Origin of the sequence: Streptomyces sp. NPDC051921, from assembly GCF_040680975.1 — a bacterium.
In the GTDB taxonomy this organism is placed as follows: Bacteria; Actinomycetota; Actinomycetes; order Streptomycetales; family Streptomycetaceae; genus Streptomyces.
In genome coordinates this window covers 91,524-111,409 of the sequence record NZ_JBFAXU010000026.1, presented here as the reverse complement: position 1 = coordinate 111,409, position 19,886 = coordinate 91,524, and the positions used below count along the sequence as shown (strand labels likewise).

At 75.8% G+C, this 19,886-nt stretch carries 16 protein-coding genes and 1 pseudogene; 5 read left to right on the top strand and 12 right to left on the bottom strand.

Going from position 1 to position 19,886, the window contains the following annotated elements; translation table 11 throughout:
• Nucleotides 1-65: 65 nt before the first annotated feature.
• Nucleotides 66-3,083: a LuxR family transcriptional regulator gene (locus AB0M16_RS29985; protein WP_365348427.1), complete on the top strand. Its 3,018-nt coding sequence runs from the start codon at nucleotides 66-68 to the stop codon at nucleotides 3,081-3,083.
• 198 nt (nucleotides 3,084-3,281) lie between these two features.
• On the opposite strand, the pseudogene AB0M16_RS29980 reads toward AB0M16_RS29985, so the two are convergent.
• A pseudogene (locus AB0M16_RS29980) lies at nucleotides 3,282-4,637 on the bottom strand (HSP90 family protein); the annotation flags it as partial.
• Nucleotides 4,638-4,947: 310 nt separating this feature from the next.
• Between AB0M16_RS29980 and AB0M16_RS29975 the strand changes: the two are divergent.
• Nucleotides 4,948-7,029 (top strand): SpoIIE family protein phosphatase, encoded by a 2,082-nt coding sequence (locus AB0M16_RS29975; RefSeq protein WP_365348425.1) that lies wholly within the window; start codon nucleotides 4,948-4,950, stop codon nucleotides 7,027-7,029.
• Between the two features lie 21 nt (nucleotides 7,030-7,050).
• On the opposite strand, the gene AB0M16_RS29970 is transcribed toward AB0M16_RS29975, so the two are convergent.
• From AB0M16_RS29970 to AB0M16_RS29955, 4 genes are all read right to left on the bottom strand, one after another.
• A complete protein-coding gene (locus AB0M16_RS29970; protein WP_365348423.1) occupies nucleotides 7,051-7,503 on the bottom strand; it encodes an SRPBCC family protein in 453 nt (150 codons plus the stop codon).
• 69 nt (nucleotides 7,504-7,572) lie between these two features.
• A complete protein-coding gene (locus AB0M16_RS29965) occupies nucleotides 7,573-8,199 on the bottom strand; it encodes a DinB family protein (protein WP_365348421.1) in 627 nt (208 codons plus the stop codon).
• Nucleotides 8,200-8,379: 180 nt separating this feature from the next.
• Nucleotides 8,380-8,775, bottom strand: coding sequence for a helix-turn-helix transcriptional regulator (locus tag AB0M16_RS29960; protein WP_365348419.1), 396 nt, complete (start codon nucleotides 8,773-8,775; stop codon nucleotides 8,380-8,382).
• 135 nt (nucleotides 8,776-8,910) lie between these two features.
• The gene (locus AB0M16_RS29955) at nucleotides 8,911-9,384 is read right to left on the bottom strand and encodes an Lrp/AsnC family transcriptional regulator (RefSeq protein ID WP_365348417.1); all 474 of its coding nucleotides are present in this window, start codon (nucleotides 9,382-9,384) and stop codon (nucleotides 8,911-8,913) included.
• A 309-nt stretch (nucleotides 9,385-9,693) separates the two neighbouring features.
• Here AB0M16_RS29955 and AB0M16_RS29950 point away from each other — a divergent pair, with 309 nt between their 5' ends.
• Both AB0M16_RS29950 and AB0M16_RS29945 read left to right on the top strand, forming a co-directional pair.
• Entirely contained in the window at nucleotides 9,694-11,193 is a 1,500-nt protein-coding gene (locus tag AB0M16_RS29950) for an FUSC family protein (protein WP_365348474.1), read from the top strand.
• Nucleotides 11,194-11,300: 107 nt separating this feature from the next.
• Nucleotides 11,301-12,362, top strand: a complete 1,062-nt coding sequence (locus AB0M16_RS29945; RefSeq protein ID WP_365348415.1) for a lactonase family protein — start codon at nucleotides 11,301-11,303, stop codon at nucleotides 12,360-12,362.
• A 126-nt stretch (nucleotides 12,363-12,488) separates the two neighbouring features.
• On the opposite strand, the gene AB0M16_RS29940 is transcribed toward AB0M16_RS29945, so the two are convergent.
• The 4 genes from AB0M16_RS29940 to AB0M16_RS29925 form a co-directional block, all read right to left on the bottom strand.
• A complete protein-coding gene (locus tag AB0M16_RS29940; protein ID WP_365348413.1) occupies nucleotides 12,489-13,406 on the bottom strand; it encodes a hypothetical protein in 918 nt (305 codons plus the stop codon).
• Between the two features lie 97 nt (nucleotides 13,407-13,503).
• On the bottom strand, nucleotides 13,504-14,484 hold the full coding sequence (locus tag AB0M16_RS29935; RefSeq protein ID WP_365348411.1) for a BadF/BadG/BcrA/BcrD ATPase family protein: 981 nt from the start codon (nucleotides 14,482-14,484) through the stop codon (nucleotides 13,504-13,506).
• On the bottom strand, nucleotides 14,481-15,158 hold the full coding sequence (locus AB0M16_RS29930) for a uracil-DNA glycosylase (RefSeq protein ID WP_365348409.1): 678 nt from the start codon (nucleotides 15,156-15,158) through the stop codon (nucleotides 14,481-14,483). The genes AB0M16_RS29935 and AB0M16_RS29930 overlap by 4 nt, the downstream gene beginning before the upstream one ends.
• A 39-nt stretch (nucleotides 15,159-15,197) precedes the next feature.
• Nucleotides 15,198-16,283 (bottom strand): exo-alpha-sialidase, encoded by a 1,086-nt coding sequence (locus tag AB0M16_RS29925; RefSeq protein ID WP_365348407.1) that lies wholly within the window; start codon nucleotides 16,281-16,283, stop codon nucleotides 15,198-15,200.
• 159 nt (nucleotides 16,284-16,442) lie between these two features.
• Here AB0M16_RS29925 and AB0M16_RS29920 point away from each other — a divergent pair, with 159 nt between their 5' ends.
• The gene (locus AB0M16_RS29920) at nucleotides 16,443-16,895 is read left to right on the top strand and encodes a helix-turn-helix transcriptional regulator (RefSeq protein ID WP_365348405.1); all 453 of its coding nucleotides are present in this window, start codon (nucleotides 16,443-16,445) and stop codon (nucleotides 16,893-16,895) included.
• Here the strand turns inward: AB0M16_RS29920 and AB0M16_RS29915 are convergent.
• From AB0M16_RS29915 to AB0M16_RS29905, 3 genes are all read right to left on the bottom strand, one after another.
• Entirely contained in the window at nucleotides 16,892-17,491 is a 600-nt protein-coding gene (locus AB0M16_RS29915; RefSeq protein WP_365348403.1) for an ankyrin repeat domain-containing protein, read from the bottom strand. The two genes, AB0M16_RS29920 and AB0M16_RS29915, sit on opposite strands and share 4 nt — an antisense overlap.
• Nucleotides 17,492-17,556: 65 nt before the next feature.
• The gene (locus tag AB0M16_RS29910; RefSeq protein WP_365348401.1) at nucleotides 17,557-18,111 is read right to left on the bottom strand and encodes a heme-binding protein; all 555 of its coding nucleotides are present in this window, start codon (nucleotides 18,109-18,111) and stop codon (nucleotides 17,557-17,559) included.
• Between the two features lie 135 nt (nucleotides 18,112-18,246).
• Nucleotides 18,247-19,626 carry an FAD-dependent oxidoreductase gene (locus tag AB0M16_RS29905; RefSeq protein ID WP_365348399.1) on the bottom strand — a complete coding sequence of 460 codons (1,380 nt, stop codon included), beginning with the start codon at nucleotides 19,624-19,626 and terminating at the stop codon, nucleotides 18,247-18,249.
• Nucleotides 19,627-19,886 lie beyond the last annotated feature (260 nt).

The window sequence follows — 19,886 nt, the reverse complement described above, 5'->3', positions numbered from 1 at the left end:
CGCCGCCGCTGTCAGTGGCGTGACGTACAACGGGGGGCGGGGAACGAGGCGCGTGGGGGAACCTGGTGAAGAACACCGACGTCGAGGAGGGGTGCGTCGACCGCGCGCCCTTCGCCGGGCGGCGGGCCGAACTGGCCCGCCTGGAGGCGCTGCTGGCGCTGCGCCTCCGCGCGCCGGACGCGCCCACGGCCGTGGACCTCACGGGCGAACCCGGCATCGGCAAGAGCCGTCTCCTCACCGAGTTCGCGGCCCGGGCGCGCCGCGCGGGGCTCACGGTGCTGCACGGCCGTGCCGTCACGGACGGCACGCCGCCCACCCCGTTCCAGGTCTTCGCCGACGCGTTCGCCGACCTGCCGGCGGAGCCGCGCGGCGGCGCGGCGGGCGAGCGTCCGCAGCCCGGTCCGCCGACGGGAGCCGCGCCGGCCCCCGGGCGCGCGGAGCCGTTCCCGCAGGCCATGGGGCCGGACGGGCGCCGGCTCGGGGCACGACCGCGCGACTGGCCGGAGCCGTACGGGTTCTTCCGGCGCACCAGCGAGACGCTGGCCGGTGCCGCCGGCCCGGGGCTCGTCGTGCTCCTGGACGACCTGCACGGCGCCGACCGCGCCTCGCTGGACCTGCTCGACCACCTGCTGAGCCACCCCGTCGCGGCCCCCGTGCTCCTCGTCCTCGCACGCCGCGAGACCCCCGCGCCGCCCGGACAGGCCGCCGTGCTCGCCCGCGGGAGCGAGCGCGGGACGCTGGCCAGGATGGCGCTGGGGCCGCTCGACGAGGAGGAGTGCGCCGTACACCTCGCGCCGACGCTGCCCCGGGAGCGGGTGGCCGAGCTCCACGCCGCGTCCGGGGGCAACCCGGCCTACTTCCTCGCGCTGGCGGGCGGACGCGGCAGCGAGGCCGCCCGAACGGCCGTGCTCGGCGAGCTCGCCCCGCTCGGCGCCCTGCCGCGCGCCGCCGTCGACGCCGTCGCCCTGCTCGCGGACGGGGCCCGCACCGACCTGCTGCCCACCGTGACCGGCGCGGACCGGGAAGGGCTCGCCACGGCCGTGCAGGAGCTGGTGCGGCTCGACGTCGTACGCCCGCGCCCGGACGGACGCCTGCTGACCCTGCGCCACCCCGTGCTCGCCGCACTGGTGCGCCGGGCGATGGATCCGCTGCGCCGCCGCGAGTACCACCGGAGGGCGGCCGAGGCCCTGGCCGCGGACGGCGCCCCGGTGACCGAGCGCGCCGGACACATCGAGCGGTACCTCACCCGCTGGGAGCCGGCCGCGGCGGCCGACCTGGTGCGCGCCGCCGAGACCACCGAGGCCACCGACCCGGCCCTCACCGCCCGCCGCCTCGCCGTCGTCCTCCGCGTCCTGCCCCACACCGCCGAGCACCACCCCGAACGCGTCGCACTGGAACTCCGCCGGGCCCGAGCCCTGGGCCACGCCGGGCAGGTCGCGGAGAGCCGCGACCTCCTGCACCGGCTGATCGCCCTCTGCGGCCCCCCGGGGACCCGGCCCGACGCGGAGCACCGGGACCGGGCCCCCACCGCCGCGCCGCGGGGCGAGCACCCCGCCTCCCGCAGCGGTACCGCCCGGCCCCGCGGCGACGAGGACACCCGCACCGAGGCCGTGCTCCTCTGCGCCTTCATGGAGCGGCACCTCGGGCGGTACCGCGAAGCCGACGCCCTCGTCCGGCGCGCGTTGCGGCGTGCGCCCGGGCCACGGGCCGCACTGCGGTTGCGACTCGTCGTCGAGTGGGGGTGTCGGGCCCTGTTCGAGACGCGGTTCCCCGAGGCGCGGGGCGAGCTCGACGCCGTGCTCGCGGACGCGCGGCTCCGGGGGGACGAGACCGGAGCGGTCGAGGCGCTGACGCTGGGTGCGCTGGGCGAGGCCTACGAGGGGGAGACGGATGCGGCGCGGGCGCACGCGCAGGCGGCGGCCGGGCTGGTCGACGCGATGACCGACGGCGAACTCACCGCGTGCTGCGAGGCGCTGGTGCGGCTCGGCTGGAGCGAGATCTTCCTGGACGACCGGTCCGCCGCCGAACGGCACACGACCCGCGGCATCACGCTGGCCCGCCGGGCCGGTCGTCCCTTCGCCCTGTCCCAACTGCTGCTGTGCGCCGGGTATGTGCACGCGCTGACCGGCCGCGTCGACAGCGCCCTCCGCCTCGCCGACGAGTCGCTCGCCCTCGCCCACACCCTGGGCGGCGCCGAGGTGATCGGCTTCAGCCGGGCGATCCGCGCCACGATCGTGCTGTTCGCCCGCCCCCTCGGCGACCCTGAGGCCCTCACGGCGGCCGAGGAGGCCGCCGCGACCGTCGGTGCCGCCGACGGATGGTGGGGCACGCTGGCCCGCAGCCTGCTCGCCACGGCGATCCCCGTCACCGAGGACCCGCACCGGGTGCGTGACGTCCTGCTCACCGCGGGCGGCGGCCCCGGGCTGCCCCGCATCCAGCCGTCCCTCCGGCCGACCTTCCTCGAACTCCTCGTCACCGCCGCGCTCGCCGTCGGCGACCCGGCCGAGGCGCGCCGCGCCGCCCGGCGGGCCGAGAGCGAGGCCGACCGGCTCGGACTGCCCGTGCAGCGGGCCGCCGCCCTGCGCTGCCGCGCCAGGCTCAGCGCCCACGCGGGCGAACCGGCCGCCGCGGCCCGGCTCTTCGCCGAGGCCGCCCGCGACTACGCCCGCTCGGGGGTGACGCTCAGGGAGGCCCACACCCTGCTCCTCGCCGCGCCCGTGGCGCGGGCGTCCGGAGACCGGGACGGGGCGGCCGCGATGTGGCGCCGGGGCCGCCGACTGGCCGCCGCGGGCGGCGCACGGCTGCTCGTCGACGTGGCCGACCGCACCCGGGCTCTCGCCCTCGGCCCCGACGCCCCGGCCCGCCCCCCGGCGGTCGCTCCGGCCGGACCGCTCTCCGCGCTCACCCCCCGTGAACGGGAGATATCCGCGCTCGTCGCCGAGGGCCTCACGAACCAGGCGGTGGCCGAGCGGCTGTCCCTCAGCCCCCGGACGGTGGAGAGCCACGTCGCCCGCGTCTACCGCAAGACCGGGGTGGTGACCCGGGCCGCTCTCGCCTCCCTCGTGGCCCGCGCGACGCGCTGACGGGACGGGCCCGTCCGGCCCGCCCGTACGCCCGCCCGACGCCCCGGTGGCTCACCCGTGTTCCCCGGCCCGGGACTCGGGGCTCGGGGTGCGTTTGGCTGACCGGTCGGCTCCCCGGGATGCGTACGGCCCGGTCGAGGAGGGCGAGGAAGGTGCGACTGAGCAGGGCGTTGCCGGCGGGACGAACGGGGCGCCGGTGAGTTCGGCGACGACCGTGCCCGGGCGCACCACGGGCAGCCGCTCGACGAGCGCGCAGGCGTAGACGTGGCCGCCGTTGACGACGCCGATGCCCCGCGCGGCGGCGGTGGCGGCGATCTGGTGGAACTCCTCGACGGTGCGGGTGAAGTGGACGACGCGATGGCGGCGGGCGAACGCGTCGAGGGAGAGCGGTCCGTCGGTGGTCTCGAACGGGAGCCAGGGCAGCACCGCCGACAGGATCCCGTCGTCGTGCCGCGCCAGCGACTTCACCCCCAGGTGGTGCACGGTGAGGAGCCGGGTGAGGCGTTCCCGGTCGGTCGCCGCGAGCTCGGCGAGCCAGTCGCGGAGGGCCTGCCCCAGCGCGTCGCGCACACCCGCCAGGGCCCCGTCCACGGGGAGCGGTGCGCGGGAGGCGGTGGGGCCCGGGTTGTCGGTGTCGAGGACGCAGCGCACGAAGAAGGCCCAGTCGGGCAGCAGCCCGTCCGCCCGCTCCGTCAGCAGCATGCCCTTGTGGTGCACCCGGTGGCCCGCGCGGTGGGCGGGACTGACCTGCCAGGGCAGGACGTAGGCCACGCCCCGGACGCCCGCGCGGGGCAGGTCGAGGTCGATGGAGTCCAGCGGTCGGAAGCCGAACAGGTCGCGGCAGTGGGTGGCGAGGGCGGCGCGGCGGGCGCTGGGGGAGGGGTGGTCGCGGTCCCAGGGTGCGGGCAGGTCGGTGACGGGCTGGTCGCCGACCCGGATGTCGTAGGGCAGGAGGGAGCCGAAGTCGCGGGCCAGTGCGAGCACGCGGTCGTGGTGGAGCCAGTCCTCGGCGCCGGGGCGGGCGGTGAGGTGGACGGTGGTGCCGGGCTCGGGGTGGGCGTCGGGGGTCAGGGTGCGGACGGTGCAGGAGCCGTCGTCCTGGGCGCGCCATTCGACGGGGTGGGCGTCGGGGCTGCGGGCGGAGCGGGAGACGACGCGGATCTCGCGGGCGACGACGAAGCAGGCGAGCAGGCCGATGCCGAACCGGCCGAGGAAGTCGGTGCGGGCGGTCCCCGGGCCGTGGGTGCCGTCGCGTGGGGAGCTGCGGCCGATGGTGGCGAGGAGGGTGTGGACGTCGGTCTCGGTGAGGCCGATGCCGGTGTCGGTGACGCGCAGTCCCGTGCCGTCGGCGTGGAGGCGGACGCGGGCGGGCGCGGCGGGCTGGTGGGCGCGGCGGGCTGTGAGGGCGTCGACGGCGTTCTGGAGCAGCTCGCGCAGGTAGACGCGGGGGCTGGGGCAGAGGCGGCGGGAGAGCAGGTCCACCAGGCCGCGCAGATCGACCTGGAACGTGTGGGGCTTGTGCGGGGCGATCTCGGGTCCTCGAAGTGCAGAGATGCGCAGTCAGACATCTCGATCTTTGTCCCCCGACTCTTACAGAACCGCCCGCCACCGCACATCCGTAGAACTACGGAATCCGCCCCCTCCCCGCTCCGCGCTTCCCCCCCGCTCCGCGCTTCCCCCCCGCTCCGTGCTTGCCCCGCTCCGTGCTTGCCCGTGCCCCGCGCTTCCCCGGGCGGGGCGGGGCGGCCTGCGGACGCGGTCGGCGGAACTGCACAGCGCCCCTCCGGTATGTCTCGGATAGGGTGATTCGGTAGGAATCGCGGGATGTGCCCCACAGGGCCCGGCCGATGCGTAGGTCGATGCGTTGGACACTCACCAGTCGCCGAGCAGGGTTCCGCAGCCGCCCCGGGCGGCCGTCGGGTACGCGGGCGTGCTCAACGACCTGCTGCCCGTCGCCCTGTGGCGGGAGAACGCGCGGGGCCTGATCGTGGAGTGGTCCCTGGCCGCGCAGGACCTGCTCGGCTACCGCCCCGAGGACGTCCTCGGCCGGCCCGCCGTACCGATCCTCGTCCCCAGCGCCAACCGCGAGCTGGCCGCGCGGCTGACCCGCAAGGTCCAGTCCGGCGAGACCGTCGTCGGCACCCTTCCCGTACGTCACCGCGACGGCCACTCGGTCGCCATGGAGATGTGGATCGTCCCCGCCGTCGACCCGGACGGCCACCCCGGCGCGATGCTCATCGCCTTCGAGACCTCGCAGGTCCTGAAGATGCGCGACTCCCTCGCCGCCCTCGAATCGCTCTTCACCCAGTCGCCCATCGGCCTCGCCACGCTCGGCCTCGACCTGCGTTTCCTCCGGGTCAACAACGCCCTCGCCCGGATGAACGGCGTGCCGCCCTCCGGACACGTGGGCCTCCGCCTCACCGAGGTCGTGCCGGGCGTCAACGCCGGCGCGCTCGAATCCCTCATGCGCCAGGTCCTCGAGACCGGCCACCCCGTCATCGACGCCCGCCGGGCCGGTCGTACCCCCGCCGACCCCGGACACGACCACATCTGGTCCAACTCCTACGCCCCGCTCCTCGACCACAACGGCCGACCGCTCGGCATCATCGCCTCCGTCATCGACATCACCGAGAGCCAGCAGGCCCACATCGAGGTCGAGCGTGCCCGCCAGCGCTTCGCGCTGCTCGCCGAGGCCGGCGAACGCATCGGCACCACCCTCGACCTGCGGCAGACCGCCGAGGAGGTCGTCGCCTTCCTCGTGCCCCAGCTGGCCGACTCGGCGGACGTCCAGCTCCTGGAATCCGTCCTCGAGCCCGACGAGTCCACCGCCGCCACCCGCGGCGTCCTGCGCCGCCTCGCGGCCGGCTTCCCCGACCCCAGCGCGCCGACCGCCATGCTCGCCCCCGGCCAGACCTTCCAGATCCCGCTCGACTCCGTGTACGAGGAGGTCATCACCGAGGCCCGGGCCATGGACCTGTTCGTCGGCGACATCCCGGCGCTCATCAAGGACCCCCGGCTCGAAGCCCTCCGCCGGTACCTGTCCGCCCGCATCGGCTCCGCCCGGCTGGTCCCGCTCGTGGCGCGGGGCAAGGTGCTCGGCACGGTCTCGGTGACCCGGCTGCGTACCCGCACGCCCTTCGACGAGCAGGACCGGGTCCTCATCGACGAGGTCGTGGCCCGCGCCGCCCTCAACATCGACAACGCGCGCCTCTACACCACCCAGCGACAGGCCGCCCTCACCCTCCAGCGCAGCCTCACCAACAACGAGCTGCCCGACGTCACCGGCCTGGACCTCACCGGCCGCTACCTCCCCGCCAGCGACCACGACGTCGGCGGCGACTGGTTCGACGTCGTCGCCCTGCCCGGCGGCCGCACCGGCCTGGTCATCGGCGACGTGATGGGCCACGGCATCCACGCGGCGGCCGTCATGGGACAGCTCCGCACCGCCGTCCGCACGCTGGCCCGCCACGACATCGCGCCCGCGCGCATGCTGCGCTCCCTGGACGCCGTCGTGGCCGACCTGGGCGAGGACGAGATGGCCACCTGCGTGTACGCCGTGCACGACCCGGCCACGGCCGTCTGGACCATCGCCCGGGCCGGGCACCCGCCGCCGGCCGTCGTCACTCCCGACGGAGCCATCACCTTCCTCGACGGTCCGCCGGGTACCCCGCTGGGCACCGGCGCCCACGAATTCGGCACCGAGGAGGTCACCCTGCCCACCGGCGGTCTCCTCGTCCTCTACACCGACGGCCTCATCGAGTCCCGGGAGCGCGACCTCGACCAGGGCATGGACCGGCTCGCCCGGGCGCTGCGGGACATGGACCGGCCGCTGGACGAGCTGTGCGACGAGGTCCTGGCCGGGCTTCCCGAGGGCCCGGCGCAGGACGACGTGGCAGTGCTGATCGCCCGCACGACGAACGGGGTCGAGGCGACGGGTGCCCGCTGACGGTCCGGCTGATCGGCCGGGTCAGCCCGGGGCGCCGCGCTCCAGGATCTCCTTGAGGTGCTGCTCGTCCCGCGCCATCTCCTTGCGCACCGCCGGCTTGACGACCAGGGGGACGAGCGCCCTGCCGATGCCGTGCCCCTCGAAGTCGAGGTCGAGGGTGACCCGGGAGCGCGTGCCGTTGGCGAGCGGCTCGATGGTGCCCTGGAGGTCGGGGCGGACGGGCCCGTCGGTGCCGTGGACCTGCCAGCTCCGCGGCGGGTCCATCGCGGTCAGCTCCACGTTCGTGTCGAAGTCGCGCCGCCCCATGTGCCGGGTCACCCTGATCTTCTGCCCGGAGGCCCCGGGGGTGCCGCCGATGCGACTCACCTTGACCGCGCTCTCCTGCCATTCCGGCAGGTGGGTGGGATCGGTCACGTACGCGTAGACGTCCTCGGGACGCCGGTCGATGTCGACGGAGGCCTTGATCCTGGACATGTCGCCTCCTTGCTCGCGCGAGGATGGATCTGCTCCCATCGTCCCACGCGGGACCCGGGCGCAGCAGGCTCAGCCGCCCTGGCCCCCGGCCCGGTAGAGGTCCCTGAGCAGGGCGATCTCGGCGCCGTGGTGGAGCAGCTCCTGGTTCATCCACCACACGACGTCCACGAACGCCTCCTCGGCGTCGCCGCCGTGCGGATAGGTGCTGTACCCCACCGTGTCCAGGTCGGCGTCGGTCACCGCCACGAGCGCCTTGCGCCAGGCCGCCGTGGCCTCCTCGAAGTCGGCGACCGCCGAGGCCGCGTCACCACGGCTGCGGAAGTCGTCCCGGGTCAGGCTGTGGCTGCCGGCGGTGTGGTCGGTGCGCAGCTCGAACATCTCGACGAGATGGCTGAGTCGCCAGGCGATCGTGGTGAACGGCGCCGGCTCGGGATGCGGCGGCGGGGTCGCGTCCCGGCCCCAGTCGCCCGTGCCGGTGAGGAGCGTGGCGCGCGGGCCGGGCCCGGCCTCGCGGCGGCGGACCGACCAGCAGTCCGGCACCGGCTCCCACAGGTACTCGGCGTCGGTGATCGGCCCGACCCGGACGTCCGTCCCGTTGCCGCTGTTCATCACCGGGCCGTTGAGGCGGTTCACGAGCCGTTCGAGGGTGAAGTCGAACTGTTCCAGGAGGGGGGCGAGGCGGGGCGGGACAGACATGGAACGCTCCAGGGTGGACGGCGGATGCGTCCGGCAGCCTGGCACAGAACGACCGCCCCGGGACAGCGATTTCGGCCCGGGCGGGACGCGGTCGATGCCGGCGGGCGTGGCGCGTGGGGCTGTCCGTCCCCCCGGTACGGACAGCCCACGGCTCGGACGCGGCCTCGTCTCCGGCCGCCGTCAGGTGCGGTCGATGTGCACGCTGGTCGACTTCACGCGCGCCGTGGCCTGCATGCCGACCTCGAGGCCCAGCTCCTCGACCGCCTCGCGGGTGAGCAGCGAGACGAGCCGGTGCGGGCCCGCCTGGATCTCGACCTGGGCGGCGATGTCGCCGAGCTTGACGGCGGTCACGATGCCGGGGAACGCATTGCGGGCCGAGGTGTACGGCTCCTCCTCGTCGCCCGTACCGCCCTGGGCGATCTCGATGGAGAACGCGGCCAGGTCGCGGCCGTCGATGAGGCGGCGACCGCCCTGGTCGCGGTGGGTGGCGACGCGGCCGGCGTCGGCCCAGCGGCGCGCGGTGTCCGGGCTCACGCCCAGCAGTCGCGCTGCCTGCCCGATGGTGTAGGACTGCATATGCGCCATTCTAGGGTCGATGGCATCGTATCTGCAAATAGATATGAGGTGTCGCCTTGGTATCTGCCAACCCGGCTGGACGAAGCTGTGAACGGGAATCGCCGGCCGGCCCCACGCCCACGTCGCGCGGCCCGTTCACGGCGTCCTTCGTCCCACGGCTTCGACGAGCGGCAGCAGCCGATGGGGCACCCGCTCGCGGAGCGCGATCTCCGTCCGGGTGCGGACCACCCCGGGCAACTGGATCAGCCGCTGGATCACGTCCTCCAGGTGCCCGGCGTCGCGCGCCACGACCCGGGTCAGGAGGTCGCCGCCGCCCGTGATGGAGAACGCCTCGACGATCTCCGGGACGGTCGCCAGCGCGTCCCCGACCTCGTCCAGGTGCCCCTGCGTGACCTCGATGTGCACGAACGCGAGCACCGGGTGGCCGAGCGCCGCGGGGGAGAGCACGGGACCGGTGGCGGTGATCACCCCCTCGCGTTCCAGCCGGTCGATCCGGGCCTGGACGGTGCCGCGCGCCACGCCGAGGATCCGCGCGTACTCGCGCACGCTGGTGCGCGGCTGCTCGATGAGGAGCCGCAGGATGCGCGTGTCGAGCTCGTCCACCGCCATGGTCCGTTGGCCCCCTTCTGGCCGAATCGCCGCTGCTTCGACTGTACCAATGGTCCAGCTTCCCGCCCGTCGGTTGAGCCAGTGGGCGGAACGGTGTTTTCCTCTTGGAAGAGTTGGACAGATGGCGCCGCGCACGCGCCGGACCGGCAAGGTGGCCGGCCCCGGACCCGCGGCGCCATCGCCATGTCCGAAGCCATGCGGATCCGGCCGGGACGGCCACGACGACGAAGAGGGTGTGTGTACGGCAGCGGGGGCGGGACGACCGTCGTGAAGAAGGGCCTGGCGGCCGGCGGCAGGATCCTGCGCAGGATGTGCGTGGCGCCCGACCCGGGCAAGGTCCGGCTGCGCGTCGCCACGCGCGCCGTGCTCGGCGTCGCCCTGGCCGTCACCGCGGCCGAACTGGCCGGGCTGTCCCTGACGGCCTCGATCACCGCGGGCCTGGCCGCGCTCCTCGCCCTGTTCACCGTGGGCGACCCCACCGTGCGCCGGCAGGCCGTCACCACCGCGCTGCTGCCGCTCGCCGGCTTCCCCGTCCTCGCGCTCGCGACCGCCCTGCACGGGACGCCCCTGCTGCGCGACACCGCGTGGCTGCTCGTCGTCTTCGCCGGGGTGTACGCGCGCCGCTGGGGGCCGCGCGGACACGCGCTCGGCATCTTCGCCTTCATGCAGTTCTTCGTGACGCAGTTCCTGCACGCGCTGCCCGCGCAGCTGCCGGAGCTGTTCGGCGCCGTACTGCTCGCGCTCGGCGCGGCCGGCGCCGTGCGCTTCGTCGCCTGGTGCATCGAGCGGCGCGTCCCGCCGCCCGCCGCGCCCGCGCCGCTGCCCGGCACCGGGCTCGACCGGCACACCACCCGACAGGCCTTCCAGACCACCGCCGCCTGTGCCGTCGCCCTCGCCGCGGGGCAGATCCTGTCGCAGGACCGCTGGTACTGGGCCGTCGGCACCGCCTGGTGGATCTTCGTCAACACCGCTTCGCGCGGCGAGACCCTCGTCCGCGGCTTCCGCAGGGTCGTCGGCACCGTGACCGGCATCGCCGCCGGACTGCTCGTCGCCCTGCCGCTGGAAGGCGCCGCCGCGCCGACCGCGGTGCTCGTCGCCGGCTGCGTGTTCGGGATCTTCTACACCGCCCCGCTCTCGTACAGCTGGATGATGTTCTTCGTCACCGTCATGGCGGGGCTCCTGTACGGGCTGCTCGGCGTCCTGCACCCGGGACTGCTGCTGCTCCGCTTCGAGGAGACCGCCGTCGGCGCCCTCGGCGCGGCCGTCGGTGTCGCGCTCCTCCCGGTGACCACCCACGCGGCCACCAACGCCTGGATCCAGCGCGCCGTCACCTGCGTGCACGCCTGCACCACCGCCGCGGCCCGCCGCCTCGCCGGCGACCCGTACGCCGACCCGGCGCCGCACGCCGCGGAGCTCGACCTGCTCCTGGCCCGCGCCCGGCTCACCCTCGCGCCGCTCGTCCACCCGCTCAGCCCGCTGCGCGCCCGCAAGGCCCGCGCCCGCCGGGTGCTCGCCCTGCTCGACGACTGCGCCCGGGAGATCCGTGGCCTCGCGGCCGTCGCCGCCGACCCCGACGCCTCCCACGACGCCCGCCTCGCGGCCGCCGCCTGGCGCGTCGAGGCCGCCGTCCACGCGCTGGTCCCGCCCGCCGGCCCGGCCCGCCCCGAGCTCGCCGGGTCCGACCTCCCGCCCCACCACCCGGGCGCGGAGGCCGCCCTGGCCCATCTCCACAGCCTCGAACGCGCCCTGGTGGACCTCGCCACCCCGCTGCGCAGCTCCCCGCGCGCCCCGCTCGTTCCGGCGGCCTGACGGCACGGTGCCCCGCCGTTCGGGCCGGTCTGGTCTAGACCGCCTGCTACCGTCGGCCCGAACGACGGCCGGTCAGCCGTGACCGGCCGAAGGACAGGGGAGGCGCCGTGGGCGACACACGGACGGGACAGGCCGGCGCACAGCGCCGTACACGGGCGTTCATCGGCTCGTTCACGTCGACGGGCGGGCCCGGCGTGCTCGCCGCCGACTGGGACGCCGACAGCGGCGCGCTGCGGGTCACCGGGGAGAGCGACGCCGTCGTCGACCCGTCGTTCCTCGCGCTCGACGCGGACGTGCTCTACGCCGTCTCCGAGACCGAGGAAGGCGCCGCAGCGGCCTTCGACGCCACCGGACCGGCACCCCGGCCGCTCGGGGCCCCCGCGCCCGTCGAGGCGTCCGGCCCCACCCACCTCGCCGTCGTGGGGGGCCACGTCCTCACCGCGAACTACACCTCCGGCAGCGTCTCGGTCCTGCCCCGCACCGCCGACGGCCCCCTCGGCCCCCTCACCGACCAGGCGCGCCACGAGGGCTCCGGTCCCCTCGCCGACCGGCAGGCCGGCCCGCACGCCCACCAGGTGCTGCCCGACCCCGGCGGACGCTGGATCCTCGCCGTGGACCTCGGCGCCGACTGCGTGACGATCGCCGCCCTCGACCCGGTCACGGGCGCCCTGCGCCCGCACGGGACGACCGCTCTGCGGCCGGGCACCGGCCCGCGCCACCTCGCCTTCCACCCCGCCGGCACCCACGCCTACGTCCTGAACGAGCTCGAACCCACCCTCACCGTGTGCCGCTGGGACGCGGAGCAGGGCGTCCTCACGCCGCTCGGCGAGACCCCCGTCGTCCCCGACGGCACGGCCGGGCCGGCCTACCCCTCCGAGGTCGTCGCCGCCCCCGACGGGCGCTTCCTCTGGGCCGCCGTACGCGGCACCGACACCCTCGCCGTCCTCGCCCTCGACCCGACCGGCGACGCCGCCCGCCTGGTCGCCACCGTGCCCTGCGGCGGCCAGTGGCCCCGCGACCTCGCCCTCGCCCCCTCGGGCCGGCACCTCTACGCCGCGAACGAGCGCTCGGGCGACGTCACCTGGTTCACGGTCGACCCGGAGAAGGGCCTCCCCGAGCAGGCCGGCTCGATCCCCGTCCCCGCCGCCTCCTGCGTGGTCTTCGGGTGACCCGGCCGGCCGCCGCAGGGGCGCGCCGCCGGGTCCCCTGAGGTCAGGCGGCCGCGCACCGGGCGCCCGTCGGACGCGAGAAGGGCCCGCACCGGATTCCTCCGGTGCGGGCCCTTCCCCCGACGGTCAGTGGACCGGCGAGCTCTGCTGCGGGGTGATGCCGAGCGAGGCCATGTACTGCGAGAGCACCAGCCGGCCGATCGCCGGGTACGCGCCCAGCGCCTCGGCGGCCGCGCAGCCCGCCTCCTTCGCCGCCGCGTCGAGCAGTCCCTCGGCCAGCTCCGGGCCGATCAGGTACGGGGCGAGCGCGAGCTGCTCCGAACCGGCGTGGCGCAGCTGCTCGGCGATCGCGGCGATCGACCCTTCCTGGTCGAGCGCCGCCGCCATCACCGGCACCGCGAGGCGTGCGGCCAGCAGCATGCCGGTGATCCCGGCGGCCTGCACCGCCTCCTCACCGCCGACCGTGGCCAGGATGATGCCGTCGGCCGCCGTGGCGACCGTGAACAGCCGGGCACGGTCGGCGCGGGCCAGACCGGCCTCGGAGAGCCGCACGTGCAGCGCCTCGGCGAGCAGCGGGTGCGGACCGAGCACATCGGTCAGCTCGGCGTTGTTGCCCGCGTCCATGACCGCCTGGCGGATCCGCCGGGTCAGGGCGCTGTCCGGGCCCGCGAGGAGCGGGACCACGACCGCCGCCGGGCCCTCGGGCGCGGTGACCTCGCGGCCGGCGGCCACGGCGATCTCGTACCGCTCGGTGCGCAGGGCCGCGGCCCGCGTGAGCACCGCGGCGAGGGTCGGGTACTCGGCGTCGTCGCCGTCCAGGTAGCCGATCACGGCCTCCAGGCCGGGCAGCTCCGAGCGGGCGATGCTCACGACCTCCTCGGCCAGCGAGCGTATGGCGGCGGACGGCACGCCGGGAACGGCGAGAACCAGCGCGGGAGCGCCCTCGGGCGCCGCCACGGGTTCAGGGCGACGGTGCCGCCCGGACTGGCGGGGTCGTGGCATTCGTACAGGCAGGCCGGGGTTGGGCCCAGTGGGGGAGCTCATGGCGCCGCATGCTACTGGTTTTGTCCGATGCCGCGTTCGTTGAGGTGCGGTCGGGCGACTTCTGTCCCTCTATGTCCGAACTGGCAGGGAACGCCGCTTACCTGGCGACTCGCAGCAGCAACGGATCCTCCGGCAGGCGCAGGGTGCCCTCCGCCAGCGCGCCGGCCACCGTCACCGCGCCGGCCAGCGGATCTCCCGCCGCGGCCACCTCGCGCGCCTCCGGGAGCAGTACGGCGAGCTCCTGGCGCAGCGGTCCGAGCAAAGCCCGCCCCATCGCGAACAGGCCACCCGTCAGGGCCACTTCGACCCCGACGCCGGAGGGGCTGACCGCCGCCGCGGCCTCCGCGACGTGACCGGCCGCACGCTCCAGGATCTCTGTCGCGACCGGATCGCCCGCGACGGCGCAGCCCGCCACCTCCGGCGCGAACGAGGCCAGTACGGCCGGCCGGTCGGTGCGGGGATAGAGCACCCCGGGTAACCCGGCGGCCGGGCCGAACAGTTCCTCGGCGCGCGAAAGCAACGCGGCCGACCCGCCGCGGCGTCCGTCGTACGCCCGCATCGCCGCCTCGAGGCCCGCCCGGCCGATCCAGGCCCCGCTGCCGCAGTCGCCGAGCAGATGGCCCCAGCCGTCCGCCCGGCGCCAGCCGGACAGATCGGTGCCGATCGCGATCAGCCCGGTGCCGCCCGCCACCACCACGCCCGGCCGCTGTCCGAGGGCTCCGGCGTACGCGGTGACGGCGTCCGCCGCCAGCGCCAGCCGCCGCACGCCCCAGGCCCGTTCGAGCGCCCCGGGCAGTTCGGCCCGCAAGCGGTCGCCGAGCGTCGCCATCCCGGCCGCCCCGACGGCCACCGACACGACGCGGCCGCCGCCGGCCCGTCCCACCATGGCGTCGACCGCCGGAACCACCTGCCCGGCCAGGTGCCCGGCGTCGATCCCGCCCGTGCCGGTGCGCACGGGCTCGCGGGACGAGACCGTCTCCAGGACCGTCCCGTCCCCGGCCCGCGCGAGCGCGATCCGCAGACCCGAGCCGCCGGAGTCGACCCCGACGACCAGCTCCGGGCCCGGCGCGGTCGTCACGGAAGCTGCCAGTCCACGGCCTGCGCGCCCTGGCGCAGCAGCAGTTCGTTGGTGCGGCTGAACGGCCGCGAGCCGAAGAAGCCGCGGTCGGCGGACATCGGCGACGGGTGCGAGGACTCGATGGCCGGCAGATCGCCCAGCAGCGGACGCAGGTTGCGGGCGTCACGACCCCACAGCACGGACACGAGCGGCTTCCCCCGGGCGGCCAGAGCCCGGATGGCCTGCTCGGTGACCGCCTCCCAGCCCTTGTCCCGGTGCGCGCCCGGCTTCCGCGGGGCGGTCGTGAGCGCCCTGTTGAGCAGCAGCACGCCCTGCCGGGTCCACGGCGTCAGGTCGCCGTTCGAGGGCCGGGGGAGGCCCAGGTCGGTGTTCATCTCCCGGAAGATGTTCTCCAGGCTCGGCGGCAGCGGGCGCACGTCCGGGGCCACGGAGAAGCTCAGGCCCACGGCGTGGCCGGGGGTCGGGTAGGGGTCCTGGCCGACGATGAGGACCCGCACCTCGTCGAAGGGTTGCTGGAACGCCCTCAGGACGTTCGCCCCCGACGGGACGTAGGTCCGCCCGGCGGCGATCTCCTGCCGGAGGAAGTCGCCCATCCCGGCGATGCGTTCGGCCACCGGCGCGAGCGCGTGCGCCCACCCGGCCTCGACGATTTCGTTCAACGGTCGTGCTGCCACGCCGTCACTCTACTGGCGCACGCCGACAGCGCCCTCCGCTCACCCGATCACCGCCGCCCGTACGCACAGGACGTCCGGCAGGTGCTCGGCGAGGAGCTGCCAGCTGTCCCCGTCGTCCGCGCTCGCGTACACCTCCCCGTTGCGGTTGCCGAAGTAGACGCCGGCCGGGTCCCCGTCGTCCGTGCACAGGGCGTCGCGCAGCACCGTGCCGTAGTGGGCGCCCTCCGGGAGGCCTTTCGTGAGCGGTTCCCAGGTCGCTCCGGCGTCCGTGGTGCGGTAGACCCGGCAGCGCCGGTCGGCGGGGACGCGGTCGGAGTCCGCGTTGAGGGGGAAGACGTAGGCGGTGTCCGGCCGGTGGGGGTGCGCGGCGACGGCGAAGCCGAAGTCGGAGGGGAGCCCGGCGCCGATGTCGGTCCAGCGGCCGCCCGCGTCGTCGCTGCGGAACACCCCCCAGTGGTTCTGCAGGTACAGCCGGTCCAGGTCGCCCGCGTCCTGGGCGATCTTGTGCACGCACTGTCCGAACTCCGGGTGCGGGTCCGGCAGGAACACCGCCGACACCCCCTGGTTGGCGGGTGCCCAGCTCGCGCCGCCGTCGCGGGACCGGAACACGCCCGCGGTCGACACCGCGACCGTCACCGCGTCCGGGTCGCGCGAGTCGGTGACGACCGTGTGCACCGCCTCGCCGCCACCGCCCGGCACCCACCGGTCGCGGGTCGGGTGCTCCCACAGCGGACGGACCAGTTCGAAGGACTCGCCGCCGTCCGTCGACCTGAACAGCGCGGCCGGCTCCGTCCCGGCGTACACGACGCCCGGGGAGTGCGCGGGCGCCGGATGCAGCTGCCAGACCCGCTCCAGCGAAGCCCCCGTGTCCTGCGGGAACTTCACCGCGGGCGCGGCCGGCTCCCTCCAGCTCGCTCCCAGGTCGTCGGAGTGGAAGACGGACGGCCCCCAGTGCGAACTGTCCCCGCCGACGAGGACCCTCGGGATGCCGCGGCGCGTGTCGATGCCGACCGAATAGATCGCCTGCGCGGGGAAGTGCGGATCGTCGAACTCCCACCGGCCGTCCCGCCCGCGGCCGATGAACAGACCCTTGCGGGTCCCTACGGTCAGTAGCACGTCGGTCATGCCCGACACCTCCAGGACGCCCTTGTCACGGATACCGGCCAGTCTGCACCCGGCCACTGACAACGGCCCCCGGAGTCGTCTCCGCCCCAGGTGAGGAGCGTGTTGCGGCTCGCGACGGGGGTCCGGGCGGCCCCGCTGCGGTGCCGGGGCGCTCGTACAATGGCGGCATCCATTCCCGAGCGCCGTGGAGCCCCAGCCGTGACGACCGCGACCAGTCCCCGGGTCCTGGAGCACCCCGAGCGCGAGGACATCCGGCTCGGACCCGTGCTGCACGCGCTGTCCGACCCCGTCCGGCTGCGCATCGTGCGCGCCATGGCGCGTGGCACGGGCGAGGCGTTCAGCTGCTCGTACTTCGCCCTTCCGGTCACCAAGTCGACCAGCACCCACCACTTCCGGGTGCTGCGCGAGAGCGGCGTCGTGCGGCAGACCTACCAGGGCACGGCCAAGCTGAACAGCCTCCGCCGCGACGATCTCGACGCGCTCTTCCCGGGGCTCCTGGACAGCGTCCTGGCAGCCGCCGACGCCCAGGCGGACCGCCTGGGCCCGGAACGGGGCGAGGGCCGGGCCGGGGTCGGGCCGGCTGGACGCGGACCCTCGGCCGGGCCCCGCTAGCCGCTCAGCAGGGCCGCGAGCTCGTCGAAGCCGCGCCGCTCCGCGTGCTCCAGGGCGGTGGTCCCGTGGCTGTCCGCCAGGCCACGGTCCGCCCCGGCGGCGAGCAGCAGGGCCACCACCTTCTGGTGGGCGCGTCCGCCGTCGCCGAGGATCACCGCCTCCAACAGGGCCGTCCACCCGAGGTCGTTGACGTGGTCCACGTCGATCGCCGTCTCCTGGAGGAGGGCACCCACGTAGGCCACGTGGCCGCGCTCCGCCGCCGGGATGAGACTGATCCCACCGAAACGGTTCCGCAGCTTCAGGTCGGGGGCCCGGTCCGCCGCGAGCAGGACCCGCATCATCGCGACACTGCCGGTCACCCCGGTCACCAGCCACGGGCTGTCGTGCCGGGCGTCCTGCGCGTTCACGTCGGCACCCGCCGCGACGAGCACCCGCGCCGCCGCCACGTGATCGCCGAGCGCGGCGAGCAGCAGCGGCGAGCGGAGCTCCGCGTCGCGGGCCTCGACCCGCGCACCCTCGTCGAGTGCGGCGCGCACGGCCTCGGTGTCGCCCTGACGGGCGGCGGCGAGCAGCCGCTGATCGGCGGGCGCGGTCATAGGGGGCTCCTCGTACGTCAGGGGCGGCGGGGCACGGCGGGGTCGGGTGGGGGGCGCGTCGCGCGTCAGTCGTTCAGGGAGGCGACGCCGGCCCGGGCGAACTTCTCGTCGAGGTCGCCGGAGGGCGCACCGGCCACGCCGATGCCCGCGATCGGGGCGCCCTTGGCGGTGACGGGGGCGCCGCCGGCCAGGAAGAGGGTGCCGGGGATGTCCTTGAGGGTGGGAGCGTCGGCCAGGCGACCGGCGAGCTCGGAGGTGGGGGCGTTCCAGGAGACGGCGGTGTACGCCTTCTTCACGGCCGACTCGTAGGACTGCGGGCCGGCACCGTCGCCGCGCAGGGTCACGAGGGTGTTGCCGTTGCGGTCGACGACGGCGACGGACACGCGCTGGTTCTCCTTCTCGGCGGCGTCCAGGCTGGCCCGGGCGGCCTTCGTCGCGGCCTCGATCGTCAGCTGCGTGGACTGCGCGGTGCCACCGGCGTCGGCCTCGGCGACGGCCGCCGCGGGAGCCGCGGCCGGGGTGGCGGCGTGGGCGGAGACGGCGCCGAAGGCACCGGCACCGAGGGCGACCAGGGTCGCGCCGCCGGTGAGGACACGGGCCCGCATCGAGATCTTCTTCATGAGGGACGACTCCTACGCTGGTCTGTCCGGGAGGCTCCGTGCCGTCCCGCTCCGTCATCCATCGTGGTGCCGTCACCGGCCCCGGCCGGTCCGTCCGCCGGTCCCTCCTGCCGCCCCGCCCGGCCGACCCCGGGATCATCCGATCGGATGACCCTCCCGCTCCCCGACCACCCGTGCCGCGTCCCGCAGTCCCGCCCAGTCCGGGATCTTCACCGGCCCCCGGCCCAGCCTGCCGCCCAGCGCCGCCTCGGCCCGCTCGATCGCCAGCCAGCCGGACCAGGGCACCGGCTCGTGTCCGAGGGCACGCAGCGCGGCGAGCGGGTCGGGGGCGACGTCACGGGCGCCGAGGGCGGCCGCGTCGGCCAGCAGGGAGGCGACGGTCTCCTTGGCGCAGGGCCGGTTGGTGCCGATCACGCCGGTGGGGCCGCGCTTGATCCAGCCCGCCACGTACTCGCCCGGCGACGCCGCACCCTCCCGCAGTACCCGTCCCGCCTCGTGCGGGACGGTGCCGCGCGACGGGTCGAAGGGGAGTCCGGGCAGCGGGACGCCCTGGTATCCGACCGCCCGCAGCACGAGGCCCGCGGGGATCTCCTCGTACCGCCCGGTTCCCCGCACCCGGCCGGCCCCGTCGGGCTCGGTGCGCTCGAAGCGCACGGCGGCGACCCGGCCGTCCGCGTCACCGAGGATCTCCACGGGGCGCAGGAAGAACCGCAGCCGGACAGAGCGCGCGGCCGGCGTGCCGCGGCCGGCGCCCGCCGACCAGCTCCGTACGACGTCGAGGTTGCGGCGGTTGACGGCGGGGAGGCCGGACGGGTCGTCGTACGCCGGGTCGAGCGCCAGGTCGGTCCGGTCGACCAGGACCCGGGTGTCCGGGAGCGCGCCCAGCTCGCGCAGCTCCTTGGTGGTGAACCGGGCCGCCGCGGGCCCGCGACGGGCGACCATGTGCACCTCGCGGACGCCGCTGGTGGCGAGCGCCGACAGGGCGCCCTGCGGGATGTCGGTCGGCCGCAGCTCCTCCGGCCGCCGGACCAGGATGCGGGTCACGTCCACGGCCACGTTCCCGGCGCCGATCACGACGGCGCCCGGCCCGTCCAAACCGAAGCCGTCGTCCACCGCGTCCGGGTGCGCGCTGTACCAGGACACGAACTCCGTCGCCGAGAAGCTGCCGCGCAACTCCTCGCCCGGCACCCCGAGCCGACGGTCGCGGGCGGCGCCCACGCAGTAGACGACCGCGTGGTAGAGCTCCAGGAGCCGGGCAGGGGTGAGCCCGCGCGCCCCCACCTCCACGTCCCCGAGGAAGCGGATGCGCTCGTCCTCCAGGACCGTGCGCAGGTTCCCCTGCAGGGACTTGATCTTCTCGTGGTCGGGCGCCACCCCGTACCGCACGAGCCCGTACGGGCAGGGCAGCCGGTCCAGCACGTCCACCCGCAGCCCGGGCACGGCGCCCTGCCCGACCAGGGCCTGGGCGGTGTAGACCCCGCTCGGTCCGGAACCGACGACGGCGACACGCAACACGAACGCACCCCTTCCCGCCGGGAGACCTCCAGCATGGCACCGGGAGGGCCGCCGGGGGAGTGGGCGTGCGCCGGGAGAGCGGGGCGCGCGACGCGCGGGCGCCGGCGGGACGCGGCGACGCCCGCGCCCCACCACCGTCGGCCGGCCACGGCCCCCCTTCCGGACCCCCCTTCCGGACCCCCCGCCCCTCCGGACCCCGCCCCTGCGGCGACCCCGCTTCTCCGGGTGCTCCACCTTGCCCGCGGCCCGCCGCCTCGCCG

Excerpts from the sequence above, each read along its gene's own strand:
- AB0M16_RS29970 (WP_365348423.1), bottom strand. The coding sequence starts at position 7,503 with ATGTCCAGGATCAAGGCCTCCGTCGACATCGACCGGCGTCCCGAGGAC.
- AB0M16_RS29965 (WP_365348421.1), bottom strand. The coding sequence starts at position 8,199 with ATGTCTGTCCCGCCCCGCCTCGCCCCCCTCCTGGAACAGTTCGACTTC.
- AB0M16_RS29960 (WP_365348419.1), bottom strand. The coding sequence starts at position 8,775 with ATGCAGTCCTACACCATCGGGCAGGCAGCGCGACTGCTGGGCGTGAGC.
- AB0M16_RS29955 (WP_365348417.1), bottom strand. The coding sequence starts at position 9,384 with ATGGCGGTGGACGAGCTCGACACGCGCATCCTGCGGCTCCTCATCGAG.
- AB0M16_RS29950 (WP_365348474.1), top strand. The coding sequence starts at position 9,694 with ATGTGCGTGGCGCCCGACCCGGGCAAGGTCCGGCTGCGCGTCGCCACG.
- AB0M16_RS29940 (WP_365348413.1), bottom strand. The coding sequence starts at position 13,406 with ATGAGCTCCCCCACTGGGCCCAACCCCGGCCTGCCTGTACGAATGCCA.
- AB0M16_RS29925 (WP_365348407.1), bottom strand. The coding sequence starts at position 16,283 with ATGACCGACGTGCTACTGACCGTAGGGACCCGCAAGGGTCTGTTCATC.
- AB0M16_RS29920 (WP_365348405.1), top strand. The coding sequence starts at position 16,443 with ATGGCGGCATCCATTCCCGAGCGCCGTGGAGCCCCAGCCGTGACGACC.
- AB0M16_RS29915 (WP_365348403.1), bottom strand. The coding sequence starts at position 17,491 with ATGACCGCGCCCGCCGATCAGCGGCTGCTCGCCGCCGCCCGTCAGGGC.
- AB0M16_RS29910 (WP_365348401.1), bottom strand. The coding sequence starts at position 18,111 with ATGAAGAAGATCTCGATGCGGGCCCGTGTCCTCACCGGCGGCGCGACC.